Below are 17,351 nucleotides of genomic sequence, written 5' to 3' on the forward strand. Positions count from 1 at the left end.
GTGGCCTCACTTGAGCGCGGTGGGTGGGTGCGCCCGAGTGCGTCCCAATGCGACTTGGCCCGCCAGCCAGGTCCAGACCAGGGTGGCGGCGGCGCTGCTGCTGAGTTCGGCGTGGTCGTAGGCCGGGGCCACTTCCACGCAGTCCATCCCGACCCAGTTCAGGTCGGCCAGCTCCTCGACGAAGGTCAGCAGCTGCGAGCTGCTCAGGCCGCCGGGCTCGGGGGTGCCGGTGCCGGGGGCAAAGGCGGGGTCGAGGCAGTCGATGTCGATCGTCAGGTAGCAGGGACGCGCGCCGATGCGCTGGCGGATTTCGCGCAGCAGCGGTTGCAGCGCCGCGCCGTCGAGGCCGCGCAAGGCGCGTGCGGTGACAATGAGCCCGCCTTGATCGCGCACGTACTCGCGCGCGGCGCGCGCCCCGCTGGAGCGCAGCCCCACCTGCACCGTATGCGCCGGGCTGGCCAGCCCCTGCTGCAGCGCCTCGTAGGTCCAAGTGCCGTGGCCGGAAGGCTCGCCGCAGTGGTCGGTCCAGGTGTCGCAGTGGGCGTCGAAGTGCAGCAGCGCCAGCGGCTCGCCCTGGCCATAGACGCGCTGGGCGGCGCGCAGCAGCGGCAGGGTGATGGAGTGGTCGCCGCCCAAAAAGGCGCAGCGGTGCCGCCGCATCAGAGCCTGCGCCTGCTGCTCGATGCAGGCCTGCAGATCCAGCAGCGGCGCGGTGTTGGGCAGGCGCATATCCAGCGCGTCGCCCAAATAGGCCGTGGGGCTGAGGTTGAAGTGCGGGTGCTCGCCGTCGCACAGCATCAGGCTGGCGGCGCGGATGGCTTGCGGGCCAAAGCGCGCCCCAGGCCGGTTGCTGACCGCCCCATCGAAAGGCACGCCGACCAGCGCAAAGGGCTGCTCGGCCAGCGGCGCGCAGCCCAGAAAGCGGTTGCTGTTGTTGGCGTAGGCAAAGTCTCCAATGGCCATGGGGGGCTCCTGCGATGGGCTGAGTTTAGTGCTTTGAGAGCGGCTTGGGCGCGGGTTGAGCGCGGGTTGGGGCGCATCAGCGCGCCAGCGCACGCTGCCTCCAAGCCAGCGCGCTGCCCAGCCAGAGCGCCAGCGCCGAGTAGAACAGGCCGCGCTCCAGCCCGCCGGGGCCGTCGGCAATCCAGCCCACCGCCGTCGGCCCGACGATCTGCCCGGCCGCAAACACGATGGTGAAGGCGCTGATGCCGCTGGCCCACTGCGCCGCCGGCAAATTGTGGCGCACCAAGGCCGTGGTAGAGGCCACCACCGACAAAAAGACCGCCCCAAACAACAGCCCCGAGGCCAGCAAGGCCGGCCAGGCCGCCGTGAGTGCAGGCACCAGCGTGGCCAGGCCGAGCAGGGCGTTCAGGCGCGCCAGCGCCTGGCCCCCGCGAAAACGGTCCAGCCAGCCCGCCCACAGCCGCGCCGAGGCCACCACCCCCAGCCCCAACAAGGTGTAAAAGAGCGTGATCGCCCCGCTGGCGTGCCCCTGCTCGTGCAGCAGCGCAATCACAAACGTCATGTAGCCGATGTAGCCCAGGCCAAACAGGGTGTAGGCGGCCAGCGCCCAACCAAATTTTTGCACCATCGCGCCCCAACCCAGGGTATGGCCGTGCACCGCGCCTGCACCGCTGCCAGGCGCAGCGGCATCGACTTCCAAGCCGAGCCCACGCAGCGCCCGCAGCAGCCCCCAGAGCGAGGCCGTGGTGAGCAGGCAGACCAGCGCCAGCAGCCACCAAGCCCAAGCCCAGCCGTGCGCCACGTTGGCGGCCCATGCGAGCGCAGGCGGCACCGCCAGCGCCGACAACACGATGCCCCAGCCCACCCCGCCGTAGTACAGGCCGAGCAACCAGCCGCTGTGTGCCGGCCAGACCGTGCCTAGGCGCGCGGCCAGCAGGCCCCCCGCCACAAAGACCCAGGCGCTGAACACGCCCGCCGCCAGCCGCTGCGCCAGCAACGGCGCGCTGGCGCTAAAAAAACCGCTGCTGGCCATGAACACGCTGGCCAGCAGCGCCCCAGCCAGCAGCAGCGGCCCGGCCCCATAGCGCCGCAGCAGCCAGGGGGCGCTCAGGGCACCGATGAGGTAGCCGATGGCGTTGAAGGTGTTCATGGCGCCGGCCAGCGCAAAGGTCCAACCGAGGTCGGCGCGCATGGGCGGCAGCAGCAGCCCGTAGGCAAAGCGCGTGATGCCCAGCGCCACCGCCGCCGCCAGCGAGAGCCACAGCGCCAGCAGCACGCCGTGCCACCAAGGCGGCAGGGTCGAGCGGGGGCCGCTGGATTCAACCATGGGGGCCTATCAACGCCGCCCTGGTGGCCGCCAGCGTTTGAGCAGCAAGGCGTTGCCCACCACGCTCACCGAACTCAGCGCCATCGCCGCCCCGGCCAGCACCGGGCTGAGCAGGCCCAGCGCCGCCAGCGGAATGCCGACGGTGTTGTAAATAAAGGCCCAAAACAGGTTTTGCCGGATTTTGCGCACCGTGCGGCGCGAAATGTCGAGCGCTGCCGCCACCAGCAGCGGCTCGCCGCGCATCAGGGTGATGCCGGCGGCGTGCAGCGCCACGTCGGAGCCACCTTGGGCGTGGCTCATCGCCAGCCCCACATCGGCAGCGGCCAGCGCCGGGGCGTCGTTGACGCCGTCGCCCACCATCGCCACCACCCGGCCTTGCGCTTTGAGTTCGCCCACCAGCCGCGCCTTGTCGCCCGGCAGCACCTGGGCGCGCACCTCGCCCGCTGCGGGATCAAGGCCTAGGCGGCGCGCCATGGCTTCGGCGGCGCGCTGGTTGTCGCCCGAAATCATCAGCACCTGCAAACCCAGGGCGCGCAACTCGGTGATGGCCTGGGCGGAACCGGGCTTGGGTTGATCGGCAAAAGCCAGCAGGGCCAGCGGCTGCCATGTGCCCTGCCTTGGCCCCGGCTCCGGCCCTTCCAGCCCCGGCTCCTCTGGTGCACTGGGATCTAGCGCATCCAAAGCCTCATCCGCAGCACCTATCCCCACGCGCAAGGCCAGCACCGAGACGCTGCAACCTTGGCCCGCCCAATCTTCGGCCTGCGTCTGCCAGCGCTGCAAGTCCACCCCGAGCCCATGCAGCCAATCCCAACTGCCTAGGTACAGTTGCGCGCCCTGCACCACCCCGTGGCAGCCGCGCCCCGGCACCGCCTGCACCGCGCTGGCTTGCAAGGTAGCCGATGCCGCGGCTTGGACCAGCCGCTCGCCCTGCGTTTTTTCCGCCTGCAGCACCGCGCGCGCCAGCGGGTGCTCGCTGTGGCGCTGCAAGGCCGCCGCCGCCTGCAAGGCCGCCGCCGCATCCACTCCATCGGCTGGCAACAGGTGCGCCAACACCGGCTGGCCCAGGGTGAGGGTGCCGGTCTTGTCGAAGGCCACCGTGTCCACGCGGCGCGCGCCCTCCAGCGCCTCCGGGTCCTTGATCAAAATTCCGTGCTGCGCCGCCACCCCGGTGCCGGCCATGATCGCTGTCGGCGTGGCCAAGCCGAGCGCGCACGGGCAGGCGATCACCAGCACCGCCACCGCCGCCAGCAGCGCCTGCTCAAACGGCGCTTGCTGCCAGCCCCACCAAAGCGCAAAAGTGGCCAGCGCGATCAGCAGCACCACCGGCACGAACACCGCCGCCACCCGGTCCACCTGGCGCTGCACCGGCGGCTTAACCGCCTGCGCGTCTTGCACCAGCGCAATGATGCGCTGCAGCACCGACTGCGTGCCCACCGCCGTCACGCGCAGCTCGATGGCGCCGTCGCCGTTCAGGCTGCCGCCGGTGACCGTATCGCCCACTAGGCGCAGCACCGGCAGCGGCTCGCCGGTGAGCATGGCTTCGTCGATCTGCGTCTGCCCTTGCACGATCACGCCGTCGGCGGGCAGGCGCTCGCCCGGGCGCACCAGCAGCCGATCGCCGGGCAAGAGCTCGGAGACCGGCACATCTTGCATCTGCTCGCGCAGCACCCCGTCGGGCAGCAGGTGCGCGACTTCGGGGCGCAGCGCCTGCAAGGCGCGGATGGCGCTCGTGGTTTGGCGCTTGGCACGCGCCTCCAGCCACTTGCCCAGCAGCACCAGGGTGATGATCACTGCCGCCGCCTCGTAGTACAGCGGCACCAAGGTGCCCGGCTCGGCGCGCCACCACAGCCAGGTGCTCATGCCCCAGGCCGCCGTGGTGCCGATGGCCACCAACAACTCCATATTGCCGCTGCCGGCGCGCAGCGCGTACCAGCCGGCGCGGTAAAAACGCGCCCCCAGAACGAATTGCACCGGTGTGGCGAGCAAAAACTGCCACAGCGGCCCCAGCATCCAGTGCTCGCCCCAGAGCTTGCCCACCATCGGCAGCGCCAGCGGCAGCGTGAGCAAAATGGCCAGCAACACCGGCCAGAAATCGCGCCGCACGCCCCAGAGCCGATCCAGTGCCGGGTCTGCATCTGGCGTCTGGGCCAGCGGCACGGGTTCATAACCGGCGTCGCGCACCGCACGGTGCAGCCGCGCTTGCCAGAGCGCGGCCTCATCCGCTCCGCTTGCCACTGCCGCTGCCAATCCGGCTTGGGTCGGCTCGCTTTGGTCGGGCGCGGCCGCACGCACGCGCACCGTTTCGGTGGCCAGATTCACGCTCACTTGCTGCACCCCGGGCACCTTGGCCAAGGCGCGTTCGACCCGCGCCACGCAAGAGGCGCAAGTCATGCCCTGGATTTTGAAGTCGCTCTCGAGTGGCGTTGCAGCAGGGTTCACTCAAGGTTCCAGCAAAGGTTTCATACTACCGACTTTAACCAAAAAGGAATTTTAGATGGACACACAACACTTCACCGTGCAGGGCATGACTTGCGGCCACTGCGAAGGGGCCGTGCGCCAGGCCATCCGACGCCTCGATGCGCAGGCCGAGGTGCAGATCGAGCGCAGCAGCGGCCGCGTGAGCGTGCGCAGCGCCAGCAGCCGCCCCGCATTGGCCGCCGCGCTGACCGAAGCGGGCTACCCCGAACTTGTTTCCAACGCAAGCGATGCCGATGCGGCTTAAATCCATGGCACAAGGGTGTGGATAGTTCGGGCACAAGTTGAGGGTTGTCCACAGGCCCCGCCGCACATGGGCACTTGTTCCGCGCCGCAAGGTTTACACCAGCCCCACTGTGCACAGCCAAAAAACCCCACAAGGCATTGAAAATAAAGAAAACAATGGGTTGTTCAGCGAAATTCCAGACACCTACTACTACGACTATGTTTTAAAAATACATTTAGACAGATAGGGGAGAACGCAGGCCGAGCCCTGGGCCATAAGCGACGCCACCCGCGCCATCGCCCTGCTTTGGGCGGCGGCTGGGCTGTTAAGATTTGCCTTTGACCACCTCCCACCGTCCATGCCAGCGGCTTCTGACCCCTCCACGAGTTTCGAACTCAAAAGCACCCAATGGCCCTTGCTGGCTTTGGCGCTGCGCAGTGCCGACACGCAACAACTGGCGCACGACTGGCAACAGCGCTACGGCGACGCAGAGGGGTTTTTTGAACAAGACGCGCTGCTGCTCGACTTCAGCGCCATCGAAACCGTTGATCAGGCATGCGATTTGCCGGCGCTGCTCAAACTCTTGCGCAACGCCAATTTGCAACCCTTGGCGTATCGGGGCGGATCGAATGCGCTGCGCCTACAAGCTGCCGCTGCCGGATTGGCACGCGCCGACGACGCCATTGACACCGTGCAAAATCGGGTGCCCAGCAAGGCACAGCCGCCAGCGGCCAGCCCAGTGTCTGCTCCAGCAGACTTATCCCATGCTGGTGCACTGCTGATCGACCGGCCTTTGCGCTCGGGCCAGCAGGTCTATGCGCGCGGGCGCGACCTGATCCTCATGGCCATGGTCAACCCCGGTGCCGAGGTGGTGGCCGATGGCCACATCCACGTCTATGCGCCGCTGCGTGGCAAAGCGATTGCGGGAGCGCGCGGCGATGAAAACGCCCGTATTTTTACCAGTTGCCTCGAAGCCGAGTTGCTGTCCATTGCCGGCACCTACCGCACCAGCGAAGTGCCGCTGCCGCAATCCGTGCAGGGCAAGCCCGCCATGGTGCGGCTGCAACGCAACGGGCAAGGTGAGCGGCTGCTGATCGAACCCATTGCCTAAAAATAGAATACGGCCAAGAAAGATACACAAACATGAGCAAAATCGTCGTGGTGACTTCAGGCAAGGGCGGGGTGGGCAAGACCACCACCAGCGCCAGCTTTGCCGCCGGGCTGGCCCTCAAAGGGCTCAAAACCGTGGTGATCGACTTTGACGTGGGCTTGCGCAACCTCGACCTGATCATGGGTTGCGAGCGGCGCGTGGTGTACGATTTCATCAACGTCATCCACCAAGAGGCCAACCTGAACCAGGCCCTGATCAAAGACAAGCAGTGCGACAACCTGTACGTGCTGGCGGCCAGCCAGACGCGCGACAAAGACGCCCTGTCGCAAGAGGGGGTGGCGCGCGTGCTCAACGATCTGGCGGGCATGGGTTTCGATTACATCGTCTGCGACTCGCCAGCCGGCATCGAGACTGGCGCCCTAATGGCGATGCACTACGCCGACGAGGCGCTGGTGGTGACCAACCCCGAAGTCTCGAGCGTGCGCGACTCGGACCGCATCTTGGGCATGCTCAGCAGCAAAACCCAGCGCGCCATCGACGGCCGCGAGCCGATCAAAGAGCATTTGCTGATCACGCGCTACAACCCGAATCGGGTGCAAGAGGGGCAGATGCTTTCCTTGCAAGACATTCAAGACATTTTGCGCATTCCGCTGATCGGTGTCATTCCCGAGAGCGAAACCGTGCTGCAAGCCTCCAACCAGGGCCTGCCGGCGGTGCACATGCAAGGCAGCGAGGTTTCGGAAGCCTACAAAGACGTGATCGAGCGCTTTTTGGGCCATGAGCGGCCGCTGCGTTTCGTCGACGCGCAAAAGCCCAGCCTGCTCAAACGCCTGTTCGGGAGGTGAGCACGATGTCGTTCCTGTCCTTTTTGTTGGGCGAGAAAAAGAAGACTGCTTCGATCGCCAAAGACCGGCTGCAGATCATCCTGGCGCACGAGCGCAGCGGCCGCAACGTCAGCGAGCCCAACTACCTGCCGCAGTTGCAGCGCGAGCTGATCGCCGTCATCAGCAAGTACGTGCACGTGAATCCGGGCGACATCCGCGTCCACTTGGAGCGCCAAGACAACCTCGACGTGCTGGAAGTCAAGATCGAGTTGCCCGACACGCAGCGCTGAGGGGGTGCACCGCATGACGGTGCCGCCGCGTTGTCAAAATCCCTGCCTATACTGGGCCGGTTCCATTGTTACCGCTGCCCACCATGCCTTTGCTGCTCACACTCAACGCCGGATCGTCGTCGATCAAGTTTTCGCTCACCCCACTGCCCGGGGCCAAGGGCACGCCCTTGCCTGCGCCGCTGGCGCACGGGCAGGTGTCGGGCATAGGCGGTGCGGCGGCGCGCTTGAGCCTGCGCTCCAGCCTGCACGGCAAACAAGAGCAGGCCCTGCCGACTGTGGCCAGCGGGCGCAGCGGCCACGAGCAGGCGCTGGACGCCGTGCTGCACTGGCTGGAACAGCACCTGCCCGAGGAAAAAGTGGCGCTGGTGAGCCACCGCGTGGTGCACGGCGGGGTGCATTTTGCCCAGCCCATGCGGCTCGATGCGCAGGTGCTGGCGCAGCTTGATGCGCTGGCCCCCCTGGCCCCGCTGCACCAGCCGCACAACCTGGCCGGCATCCGCTCGGCCATGGCGGCCTTTGGGCAGGCGCTGCAAGTGGCGTGTTTTGACACCGCCTTTCACCGCCAGCACCCCTTCGTGGCCGACACCTTTGCCCTGCCACGGCGTTTTTACGACGAAGGCGTGCGCCGTTACGGCTTTCATGGCTTGTCCTACGAATACATCGCACGCACCCTGCAGGCGCACTGGCCGGCGCTGCACCAGGGGCGCGTGATCGTGGCGCACCTGGGCAACGGGGCCTCGATGTGCGCGCTGCGCCAAGGGGTGTCGATCGATTCCAGCATGGGCTTTACCGCCCTCGACGGCTTGCCCATGGGCACCCGTTGCGGCCAGATCGATCCCGGCGTGCTGCTCTACCTGCTGACCGAAAAAGGCTACAGCCCGGAGCAGTTGACCGAGCTGCTGTACCAGCAATCGGGCCTCAAGGGCCTGTCGGGCCTGAGCAACGATGTGCGCGAGCTGCTGCAATCTGAGCAGCCGCAGGCCGGGCAGGCGCTGGATTATTTTGTGGCGCGCTGCCAGCGCGAGATCGGCGCCCTGAGCGCCAGCCTAGGCGGGCTAGATGCGCTGGTGTTCACCGGCGGCATCGGCGAAAACGCCGTGCCCATCCGCCAGCGCATTTTGCAAGACCTGGGCTGGATCGGGATCGATTTTGACCCAGCCGCCAATGCCACCCACGGATCCTCCCATGCCGGTGCGCAGCCCCAAGGCCAGATCAGCCAGCCCGGCTCGCGCGTGAGCGTGCTGGTGCTGCCCACCGACGAAGAGCGCATGCTGGCCGAACACGCGCTGGCGCTGTGGCAAGCGGTTTGAAATTTTTTCAGCAACTTTGGAGCAGAGCCATGTTCATCGACCCCCACTCGCGCGACCCGCTGCCCAAGGTCTGGGACGAAAACACCCGCATCGGCGACATGCTGCAAGGCAAACGCGGCCTGGTGGTGGGTGTGGCCAACGCCGACAGCATCGCTTTCGGTTGCGCCGCCAAGCTGCGCGCCTTCGGCGCCGAGATCGCCCTCACCTACCACAACGAGAAAACCAAAAAATACGTCGAACCGCTGGCCGAGCAGATCGAGGCCGCGCTGCTGCTGCCGCTCGATGTGAGCCAGCCGGGGCAGATGGCGCAGGTGTTCGAGCAGATCAAGCAACACTGGGGCAGCCTGGACTTCGTTATCCACTCGATCGCCTACGCGCCACGCGACGACCTGCACGGGCGCATCGTCGATTGCTCGCAAGCCGGGTTTTTGCAGGCGATGCAGGTGTCCTGCCACTCCTTCATCGAAATGGCGCACCACGCCGAACCGCTGCTGCGCCCCGGCGGCGCGCTGGTGACGATGAGCTACTACGGCGCCGACAAGGTGGTCAACAACTACAACCTGATGGGCCCGGTGAAGGCGGCGCTGGAGTCATCGGTGCGCTACCTCGCCAAAGAGCTGGGCGAGCAGGACATCCGCGTCTATGCCGTTTCGCCCGGCCCGCTGAAAACGCGCGCCTCCTCAGGCATCGCGCATTTCGACGAGCTCATCGACATGGCGGTGACGCGCTCGCCCGGCCGGCGGCTGGTGGACATCGCCGAAGTCGGGCGCGCGGTGGCGTTTTTGGTTGGCGGGGCGGCCTCGGGCATCACGGGCGACGTGATCTACGTCGATGCCGGCCTGCACCACATGGCTTGAGCGGCTGCCGTGCATGAGGGCGCCGGCCTGAAATACGCCTGACACGCTAACAAGGCAAGCTCGGCTTTTGGAGTTGGAGCCACACCATGGAAAAACACAAAGCCGTTGCCTCGATGGGCCAGAATTCGCTGTTGCTGCCGGCCTGGATCACCGCCGCCTTGCTGGCCAACGACCGCCTCAAGCTGTATCTGTCGGTGCTGCAGTCGGCGGCGGCGCACGCGGCCGATGCGCAAGCCCCGCTGCCCGACTGGTCGGCCGAGTTGCGCCAGCACGGCCAAGCCGATCTGCTCTGGCTGGGGGAACTGGCCGCCAACGCCTACATGCAAGACTCGCTGCTGGTGCTGCCGCAGATCGAGACCCTGACCCAAGCCATGGCCGATGACCTCGAAACCATGGCCAAACCGGTGTGCGAGTTTGCGGATCAGCCCGAGTCGGATTTTTGCAGCCGGCGCGGGCACTGGATCGCGGTGCTCGAGCGGCTGCAGGAGCAAAGCGGCTTGCGCCCGGGCGACTTGGGCAGCCTGACCCACGGCGAGCCCTCGCGCGGCGACAGCCTGCACCTGCTGGTGATGGACCTGCACAAGCGGCTCAATGCCTTGGCGGCCCAGATTGCCACCGAAAACATCGACGGCGCCCATGTGTGGCAGATCGAGCCCGACGACCGGCCCCTGATCGAGGCCTTCATGCGCGGTTTGCAGCGCACCGCACCGCTCAAGTTTGGCCACCCCGGGCTGGCCACGGCGGTTACGCGCCACGGCAAGAAGCTGCTGATCCAAAACGACATCGGCACCAACGACGCGCACGTGCTGGTGCTCGAGGTGCAAGGCAAAACGGTGCGCCTGACCTACTCCGACTTGCACCAGGTGCGCTTCGATTTCTTTCGCCTGCAACTGGAGGCGCTGGGTTTTACCTGGGAGTTGCTGGCCCCGCAAACCGTAGACGGACTCAACCAAGGCAAGCCCTACGTGCTCGGCCATGCCACGCTGCAGGTGCGCCAGCCGGCGGCGCTGTTGCAGGGGCTGGAGGCGGCGGCTTCGCGCATCGTATTCCTGATCGACTGGAACCGGGCCCGCAAGCGGCTGCAGCTGTTCGTCTCCAAACCGCTGGCGCTCGAGGTGCTGACCCACTGCGCCCAAACCGACGTCGGCCACATGGGCTGGTTGCTGGCCGGTGGCGAGCAACTGGTCTATGGGGCCATGCAGGCGGTCGACAGCCACGCCTTTAGGGTCGGTGAACGGCTGGATCAGGTGCTCGGCGAAACCGCGGCGCGCCAGTTTTTGCAAGCCCTGCTGACGGAGGCCAGCCTGAAACTGCGCCAGCAACTGCCCACCGCCATGGTGCAAGACGAAGCGCGCCTGCTGCTGGCGCGCGCCATGCGCCAGCGCAGCTTTGAGTTTGATTTGCTGGCCGAGCACGCGGCGCTGCAGCATGCCATCGCCACCGAAGTCTGCCGCGCCTTGGCCGGGGACACCGGGGCCGACCCGGCGCAGTGGCTGCAAACGCTCAGCCGCGCCAAAGCCTGGGAGCACCAAGCCGACCAGATTTTGTCCACCGCACGCGAGCGCACGCGGCGCCACGAACGCTGGCTGCCGCTGCTGGAGTTGCTTGGCGCCATGGACGACGTGGCCGACACGCTAGAAGAGTCGGTGTACCTGCTGCATTTGCTGCACACCGAACCCTTGCGCGGCTTGCCGCCGGCCATCGTGCAAGTGTTGCAGCGGCTGGCCGACACCACGCTGGCGGCCATTCAAGACCAGATCAAGGCGATCGAGATTGCGCGCCACCTGAGCCAACAGGCCAACCGGACCGACGAAGAGGCTTTTTTGCAAGCGCTCTGGCGCACCCTGCGCGGCGAGCGCCTGTGCGATGACCTGTACCGCGAAGCGCGGGTGCAGGTGGTGCGCGAGCTGGCCACGCAGCCGGTTTTGTTCGGGCTGGCCAACGAGGTGGCGGCCGCGCTCGAAGACGCCACCGACCACTTGTTGCGCGCGGGTTACGTGCTGCGCCGCATCGTGCTCAACCCGGGTGGGGTGGTGGCATGAAAAAACCCGCCAACCACGCCTCGGCTTGGCCGCGCCACCTGTTTTTGATCGGCACCTCGGAGCCCATGCCCAAGGCCGGCAAGGCCAGCAAGGACAGCCTCGAGGCCATGGGGTCCAAGGCATGGCATTTGCTGCGCATGGCGCGGCTCGGTTTGCCGGTGCCGCCGGCGCTGGTGCTGGGCACGCACTACACCCGCGAACCGGCCGAGAGCCTGTTGCCCTTGTTTGGGGGTGGCCTGACGGCGTTCGAGGCGGTGTGCGGACAACAGCTGGGCGACGCCCACGCGCCCCTGATCGTCTCGGTGCGCTCCGGGGCTCCGGTGTCGATGCCCGGCATGATGGAGACCTTGCTCAACGTCGGCCTGTGCGACGCCACCCTGCCGGGGCTGTTGCGCCAAAGTGGCAACCCCCGCATGGTCTGGGACGCCTACCGGCGCCTGATCGCCAGCTACGCCGTGGTGGTGGGCGGGCTGGCGGCACAACCCTTCGAGGCCGAGCGCTTGCTGGCCTGCGCCGGAGCCGACGAGCGCACGCTCGACTACGCGCAACTGCGCACCCTGTGCCGGCGCTACCTGGAGCTGTATCAAAGCCTGGCGGGGCAACCCTTTCCCCAAGACCCGCGGGAGCAGTTGGCGGCGGCGGTGCAGGCGGTGTATGGCTCGTGGTTTAGCCCCAAGGCCGACAGCTACCGCAAGCTGCACGGCATCGACGAAGGGCTGGGCACGGCGGTGATCGTGCAGCGCATGGTGTTTGGCAACACCGGACACCGCAGCGGCGCCGGGGTGGGCTTCACGCGCGACCCCAGCAGCGGCGAGCCGACGCTGTGGGTGGATTTTTTGGCCAACGCCCAAGGGGAAGACGTGGTCAGCGGGCAGCGCAACGCGCACGGCCACGCCACCCTGGCGCAGACCTTGCCGCAGGCTTGGGAGGCGCTGCAACAGGTGGCGCGCACGCTCGAGCACGAGCTGGGCGATATGCAAGACTTCGAGTTCACGGTGCAAGACGGCCACCTGTATCTGCTGCAAACCCGCAGCGGCAAGCGCACCCCGCGCGCGGCGGCGCGCATCGCGCTGGACCTGTACGAGGCCGGCCAGATCGAGCGCCAGACGGCGCGCGAGCGCACCGCCCACCTCAAGGCCAAAGACCTGGTGCGGCAACAACTGGCCCCCAGCGCCGGGGACAGCGCTGCCGACGCGGCCGCACCGCTGGAGCTGGCGCGCGCCAGCAGCGCCTGCAGCGGCATTGCCAGCGGCGAGATCGCGCTCGACCCGGAGCGCGCCATCGAGCGCACCCGCGCCGGGGTGCCGGTGATTTTGGTGCGCCAGGACGCGCAAACCGAGGACATCGAGGCGTTGCAGCGGGTGCAGGGGCTGCTGACCCAGCGCGGCGCGCGCACCGCGCACGCGGCGGTGGTGGCGCGCCAATTGGGCAAGGTGTGCCTGGTCGGCTGCGAAGGGTTGCGCATCGACGCGCAACGCCAAACGGTGGCTTTTGGCCCGCACGAGTTTGCGGTGGGGCAGACCCTCACCTTGGACGGCAACCAAGGCATCGTTTATGCTGGCGCCTTGGCCGTCGTTGACGTGCCCGACACCCCCTTGCAGCGCCGCCTGCAGGCCTTGCGCTCCAATGCCTGACCTTTCATTACCGGAAACCCCATGATCCAGCCCACAAATTCCAGCGAATGGAGTGAAAACCTCACCTTCGACGAGCTGTCGATCGGCCAGAGCGCGCGCCTGCTGCGCACCCTGACGCTGCAAGACATCCAGGCCTTCGCCGCCGTCTCGGGCGACACCAACCCAGCGCACCTGAATCCGGCCTACGCCAACGACACCCTGTTTCATGGCGTGATCGGACACGGCATGTGGAGCGGCGCGCTGATCTCGGCGCTGCTCGGCACCCAGTTCCCGGGGCCGGGCACCATCTATTTGGAGCAGGCGCTGCGCTTCGTGCGCCCGGTGCGCATCGGCGACACGCTCACCGTCACCGCCACCGTGCTGAGCAAAGACGAGGTCAAGAAAGCGGTCGAGCTCGACTGCCTGGTAGTCAACCAAAAAAACGAGAAGGTGCTGCAAGGCATGGCCAAGGTGCTGGCGCCCACCGTAAAGGTGCGCCTGCCCAAGATCAACGCCCCCACCATTCAACTGTTCGATCCGCAAGCGCGTTTCCGCGAGCTGCTCTCGCTGGCCGACGGCATGGCGCCGATGCGCTGCGCCGTGGTGCACCCGTGCGACGTCGGCTCGCTGTCGGGCGCGCTCGACGCCGCCCGGCATGGGCTGATGATCCCGCTGCTGATTGGTCCCAAGGAAAAAATCTTGGCGGTGGCGCGCGAGGCCGGGCTGGATTTGGGTGAAAGCGAAATCCTGCACGTGCCGTACAGCCACGCCGCCGCCGAACGGGCGGCCGAGCTGGCCGCCACCGGCCAGGTCGATGCCTTGATGAAAGGCAGCCTGCACACCGACGAGCTGATCGCCGCCGTGTTGCAGCGCAAAGAGCTGCGCACCGGGCGGCGCATGTCGCACGTGTTTCGCTTCGACGTGCCGCTCTACAGCAAGCCGCTGCTCATCACCGACGCCGCGCTCAACATCCGCCCCAGCCTGGGCGAGAAGGTCGATATCGTGCAAAACGCGATCGACTTTGCGCGCATCATGGGTGTGGAGCAGCCGCGGGTAGCGATTTTGTCGGCGGTCGAGACCGTCAACCCCAACATCCCCTCCACCATCGACGCCGCCGCCTTGTGCAAAATGGCCGACCGGGGCCAGATCAAGGGTGGCGTGCTCGACGGCCCGCTGGCCTTCGACAACGCCATTTCGGCCCAGGCCGCGGCCATCAAGCACATCGAATCGCCGGTCTCGGGGCAGGCCGATATTTTGCTGGTGCCCGACTTGGAGAGCGGCAACATGCTGGCCAAGCAGCTCGAATACCTGGCCGGGGCCAGCGGTTCCGGCATCGTGCTCGGGGCGCGCATTCCGATTGCGCTGACCAGCCGCGCCGACGGGCCGCAGGCGCGCGTGGCTTCGGCGCTGCTGGCGCTGCTGATCGTGCAGCACAACCGCACCCTGCACGCAGCCGCCCCAAGGTCGATTCCCGCCGCCTCTCCCGCTGGCACGGCGCCAGTCCCAACCGACACCACTCGGCAACGGGCATGAGCATGCCCGCTTGGGGCGAGCTGATCGGCAGCATGGCCGCCTTGCTCACCACCATCAGCTTCATTCCGCAGGCGTGGCACACCTGGCGCACGCGCGATGTGAGCGGCATTTCGTTGCTGATGTACAGCGCCTTCACGCTCGGCGTGGCGCTGTGGCTGGTGTATGGCTGGCTGCTGGGTGCGTGGCCCATCATCATTGCCAACGCGGTCACGCTCAGCCTGGCGCTGGGCATTTTGGGCATGAAGCTGCGCTTCGGGCGCGCACCCGGCAGCGCGCGCGGCTGAACGGTCAGCGCGGTCAGCTCGGCTGGTGCTGCCACGCCCACCAAGGCGCGAACTGCTCCCACGGCATCGGTTTGGCGATGTGGTAGCCCTGCGCCCAGTCGCAGCCCCAAGCGCGCAGCCGCTGCAGCGTGGCGGCGTCTTCCACCCCCTCGGCCACCACCCGCAGCCCCAGTTGGTGCGCCAGGTCGAGCGAGGATTGCACGATCGCGGCGTCGCGGCTGTCGCTGGCCATCTGGCCAATAAAGGTTTGGTCGATCTTGAGCGTTTGCACCGGCAGTTGCTTGAGGTAGGTCAGGGACGAATAGCCGGTGCCGTAGTCGTCGATCGCCAGGTCGAGCCCGAGGGCGGCGAGCTGGTGCAGGGTGGCCAAGGCGCGCTCGGGGTCCTCCATCAGGGCGCTTTCGGTGATCTCGAGGCTGATCTGGCTGGCATCGACCCGGTGCCGCGCCAGGCAGGCCGCCACCCGGTCGGCAAAAGTGGGATCGAGCAGGTCGCGCGTCGAGACATTGACCGCAACCGGGCACACAAATCCCTGCTGCGCCCATTGCGCGCTGGCCTGGGCGGCGGCGTCGATGACCCAAGTCGTGAGTTCCGAGATAAATCCAGTCTGCTCGGCAAAGGGGATGAAGCGCGCCGGTGCAATCAGCCCCTCGGTCGGGTGCTGCCAGCGCAGCAGCGCTTCGGCGGCCACCGCCCGCGTGGGCAGCAGCGGCAGCTTGGGTTGCAGATAAAGCCGCAGTTCGCCGCGCGCAATGCCGTCGCGCATGGCGCCCAGCAGCGACAAATCGGCCACCTGGCTGCGGTCGTGCTCGGGCACGAAACACAGCACGCCGGCGGTGCGGCGTTTGGCCTGGCGCATGGCCATTTCGGCGCGGTTGACGAGGCCGCCCGCCTCGTTGGCGTCGCGCGGACCTTCGGCCAAGCCGGCGCTGGCGCGCACGTCCACCCGCTGCCCGCTGATCACCACCCCGGCCCCCAGTTGCGCCAAAATCAGGCGCGCCTGCTCCAGCGCCTGCGGGGCCGACAAGCCGCTGAGCAAGACGCCGAACTCATCGCCCCCAAGCCGCGCCAGCAGGTGCGTCGGGCCGACCGCCTCCAGCAGCCGTTGCGAGACGGCGCGCAACAACTCGTCGCCAAAGGCGTAGCCCATGACCTCGTTGACGTGCTTGAAGCGGTCGAGGTTGAGTGTGAGCACCGACAGCGGGGGCTGGCCCGGTGTTTGTTGACCCAGCGCCAGTTCCACCGCCTCCACAAAGCGCTGCCGGTTGGGCAGGCCGGTGAGGCGGTCGCGGTAGGCCAGGCGGCGAATCTCGGTTTGTTGTTCGGCCAGGCTCTGGCGCATGGCCTCAAAGCCGCGGCTGAGCTGCGACACCTCGTCGTGGCCGCTGCTGGGTGGCAAGGGGGCGTCAAAGCGGCCTTGCTCGAGCGAGCGGGCGGCGCGCTGCAACACCGCCAGCGGGCCGGTGATGCGGCGCATGCTGCGTGAGCTGGCCCAGCCAAACAAGATCAGACCGCCCAGGCTGAGCAGCGCCCACCCCACTTGCAACTGCACGAACGGCGCCATGGCTTGGGTGTGCGAGCGCAGCAACACGGTGTGCAACTCGCCGCCCCAGGCCGGCAAGGCCACGGGGTGGCGGGCGTAGCGGTCGCCGTCAATCCAGACGTAGCCATTCAAGACTTCCAGCCCGGGCGGGGGCTGGTCCAAGGTGCTAAAGACCAGGCTGGTGGGTTGCTGGCTGGGCGCGGCCAGCAGCGCCACGTGCACTTCCAGGTCGGTGTGCAATTGGGTGGCCAGCGCGGGAGCCAGTGCAAAACCCATCAACACCCAGCCCTGAACCCGATTCAGGTTTTGGTCCACGATGGGGGCCGCGACGAACTGGTACGGCGCGCCACCCAGCAGCGCCAGCACCGAGCGCTGGCGGTCGCGCGTGGTGTGCTCGGCCAGCGCCTGCAGCAAGCGGGCCAGCGAGTCGGCGTCTTGCAGCCAAGCGGGCGGCTGGTTGCCGACCGCCGGGCCGGATGAGCGGGCCATCTGTGGGTAGGCGTTGTGCTTGAGCCAGAGCAGGAACAGCGAGTCGAGCGGGTTGGTGACTTGCAGCCGCAGGTCGGGGTCGAGCACGGCCGTGATCTGGGCCCCGATGCGCTTGCCCTCGAGCGCCAGCGCCGCCTCCATCTGAGCCATGTCTTTGCGCCCGAGGGCGCGCCGCAGTTCGTGGTTGGAGGCCAGCAAGCTGGCGCCATCGAGCAAGCGGTTCGATTCTTGCTGCAGCAGGCTGCGCCAGACCCGCTCGGCGGCTTGCAGCTCGTGCGTCAACTGCTGCTTGGCTTGCTGCGTGATGAGTGCCTGCACAAAGCCAAACAGCAGCAGCAGCATGAGCATCACCAAGGCCACCGAGGCCCACATCAAGCGGGTGGCTAGGCGCTGGCGTTGCCACCACGACAAAAGGGCTGAGCTCACTGGGTGGGGCAAGAATAAGCGTCAAGGAGCGCTAGGGG

Annotated in this window: 14 protein-coding genes; 10 read left to right on the plus strand and 4 right to left on the minus strand. The window is 67.3% G+C overall.

Annotation, left to right across the window (positions count from 1 at the left end; translation table 11 throughout):
* Nucleotides 1-6 precede the first annotated feature (6 nt).
* The 3 genes from speB to SRAA_RS11050 form a co-directional block, all read right to left on the minus strand.
* Nucleotides 7-963, minus strand: a complete 957-nt coding sequence (gene speB / locus SRAA_RS11040) for an agmatinase (protein ID WP_045532739.1) — start codon at nt 961-963, stop codon at nt 7-9.
* A 76-nt stretch (nt 964-1,039) separates the two neighbouring features.
* Entirely contained in the window at nt 1,040-2,290 is a 1,251-nt protein-coding gene (locus SRAA_RS11045) for a YbfB/YjiJ family MFS transporter (RefSeq protein ID WP_045532741.1), read from the minus strand.
* A 9-nt stretch (nt 2,291-2,299) separates the two neighbouring features.
* Nucleotides 2,300-4,729: a heavy metal translocating P-type ATPase gene (locus tag SRAA_RS11050; protein ID WP_045532743.1), complete on the minus strand. Its 2,430-nt coding sequence runs from the start codon at nt 4,727-4,729 to the stop codon at nt 2,300-2,302.
* 55 nt (nt 4,730-4,784) lie between these two features.
* Here SRAA_RS11050 and SRAA_RS11055 point away from each other — a divergent pair, with 55 nt between their 5' ends.
* The 10 genes from SRAA_RS11055 to SRAA_RS11100 all read left to right on the plus strand — a co-directional run bounded on the left by SRAA_RS11055 (nt 4,785) and on the right by SRAA_RS11100 (nt 14,855).
* Nucleotides 4,785-5,012, plus strand: a complete 228-nt coding sequence (locus tag SRAA_RS11055) for a heavy-metal-associated domain-containing protein (protein WP_045532745.1) — start codon at nt 4,785-4,787, stop codon at nt 5,010-5,012.
* 337 nt (nt 5,013-5,349) lie between these two features.
* Nucleotides 5,350-6,102 carry a septum site-determining protein MinC gene (minC, locus tag SRAA_RS11060; RefSeq protein ID WP_045532747.1) on the plus strand — a complete coding sequence of 251 codons (753 nt, stop codon included), beginning with the start codon at nt 5,350-5,352 and terminating at the stop codon, nt 6,100-6,102.
* Nucleotides 6,103-6,134: 32 nt separating this feature from the next.
* Nucleotides 6,135-6,947: a septum site-determining protein MinD gene (gene minD / locus SRAA_RS11065; protein ID WP_045532748.1), complete on the plus strand. Its 813-nt coding sequence runs from the start codon at nt 6,135-6,137 to the stop codon at nt 6,945-6,947.
* A gap of 5 nt (nt 6,948-6,952) precedes the next feature.
* Nucleotides 6,953-7,216, plus strand: coding sequence for a cell division topological specificity factor MinE (gene minE, locus SRAA_RS11070; protein ID WP_045532750.1), 264 nt, complete (start codon nt 6,953-6,955; stop codon nt 7,214-7,216).
* An 83-nt stretch (nt 7,217-7,299) separates the two neighbouring features.
* Nucleotides 7,300-8,526, plus strand: a complete 1,227-nt coding sequence (locus tag SRAA_RS11075) for an acetate/propionate family kinase (RefSeq protein ID WP_045532751.1) — start codon at nt 7,300-7,302, stop codon at nt 8,524-8,526.
* Nucleotides 8,527-8,624: 98 nt separating this feature from the next.
* Nucleotides 8,625-9,383 carry an enoyl-ACP reductase FabI gene (gene fabI / locus SRAA_RS11080; protein WP_045533811.1) on the plus strand — a complete coding sequence of 253 codons (759 nt, stop codon included), beginning with the start codon at nt 8,625-8,627 and terminating at the stop codon, nt 9,381-9,383.
* 86 nt (nt 9,384-9,469) lie between these two features.
* Entirely contained in the window at nt 9,470-11,425 is a 1,956-nt protein-coding gene (locus SRAA_RS11085) for a DUF47 domain-containing protein (RefSeq protein ID WP_045532753.1), read from the plus strand.
* Complete coding sequence (locus SRAA_RS11090; protein WP_045532755.1) at nt 11,422-13,059, plus strand: PEP/pyruvate-binding domain-containing protein; 1,638 nt, start codon at nt 11,422-11,424, stop codon at nt 13,057-13,059. The genes SRAA_RS11085 and SRAA_RS11090 overlap by 4 nt, the downstream gene beginning before the upstream one ends.
* Nucleotides 13,060-13,080: 21 nt before the next feature.
* On the plus strand, nt 13,081-14,571 hold the full coding sequence (locus tag SRAA_RS11095) for a bifunctional enoyl-CoA hydratase/phosphate acetyltransferase (RefSeq protein ID WP_082040042.1): 1,491 nt from the start codon (nt 13,081-13,083) through the stop codon (nt 14,569-14,571).
* A 2-nt stretch (nt 14,572-14,573) separates the two neighbouring features.
* Nucleotides 14,574-14,855 (plus strand): SemiSWEET transporter, encoded by a 282-nt coding sequence (locus tag SRAA_RS11100; RefSeq protein WP_420834934.1) that lies wholly within the window; start codon nt 14,574-14,576, stop codon nt 14,853-14,855.
* A 13-nt stretch (nt 14,856-14,868) separates the two neighbouring features.
* On the opposite strand, the gene SRAA_RS11105 is transcribed toward SRAA_RS11100, so the two are convergent.
* Complete coding sequence (locus tag SRAA_RS11105) at nt 14,869-17,313, minus strand: putative bifunctional diguanylate cyclase/phosphodiesterase (RefSeq protein ID WP_144318757.1); 2,445 nt, start codon at nt 17,311-17,313, stop codon at nt 14,869-14,871.
* Nucleotides 17,314-17,351 lie beyond the last annotated feature (38 nt).

The organism is Serpentinimonas raichei (assembly GCF_000828895.1).
Lineage (GTDB): Bacteria > Pseudomonadota > Gammaproteobacteria > Burkholderiales > Burkholderiaceae_C > Serpentinimonas > Serpentinimonas raichei.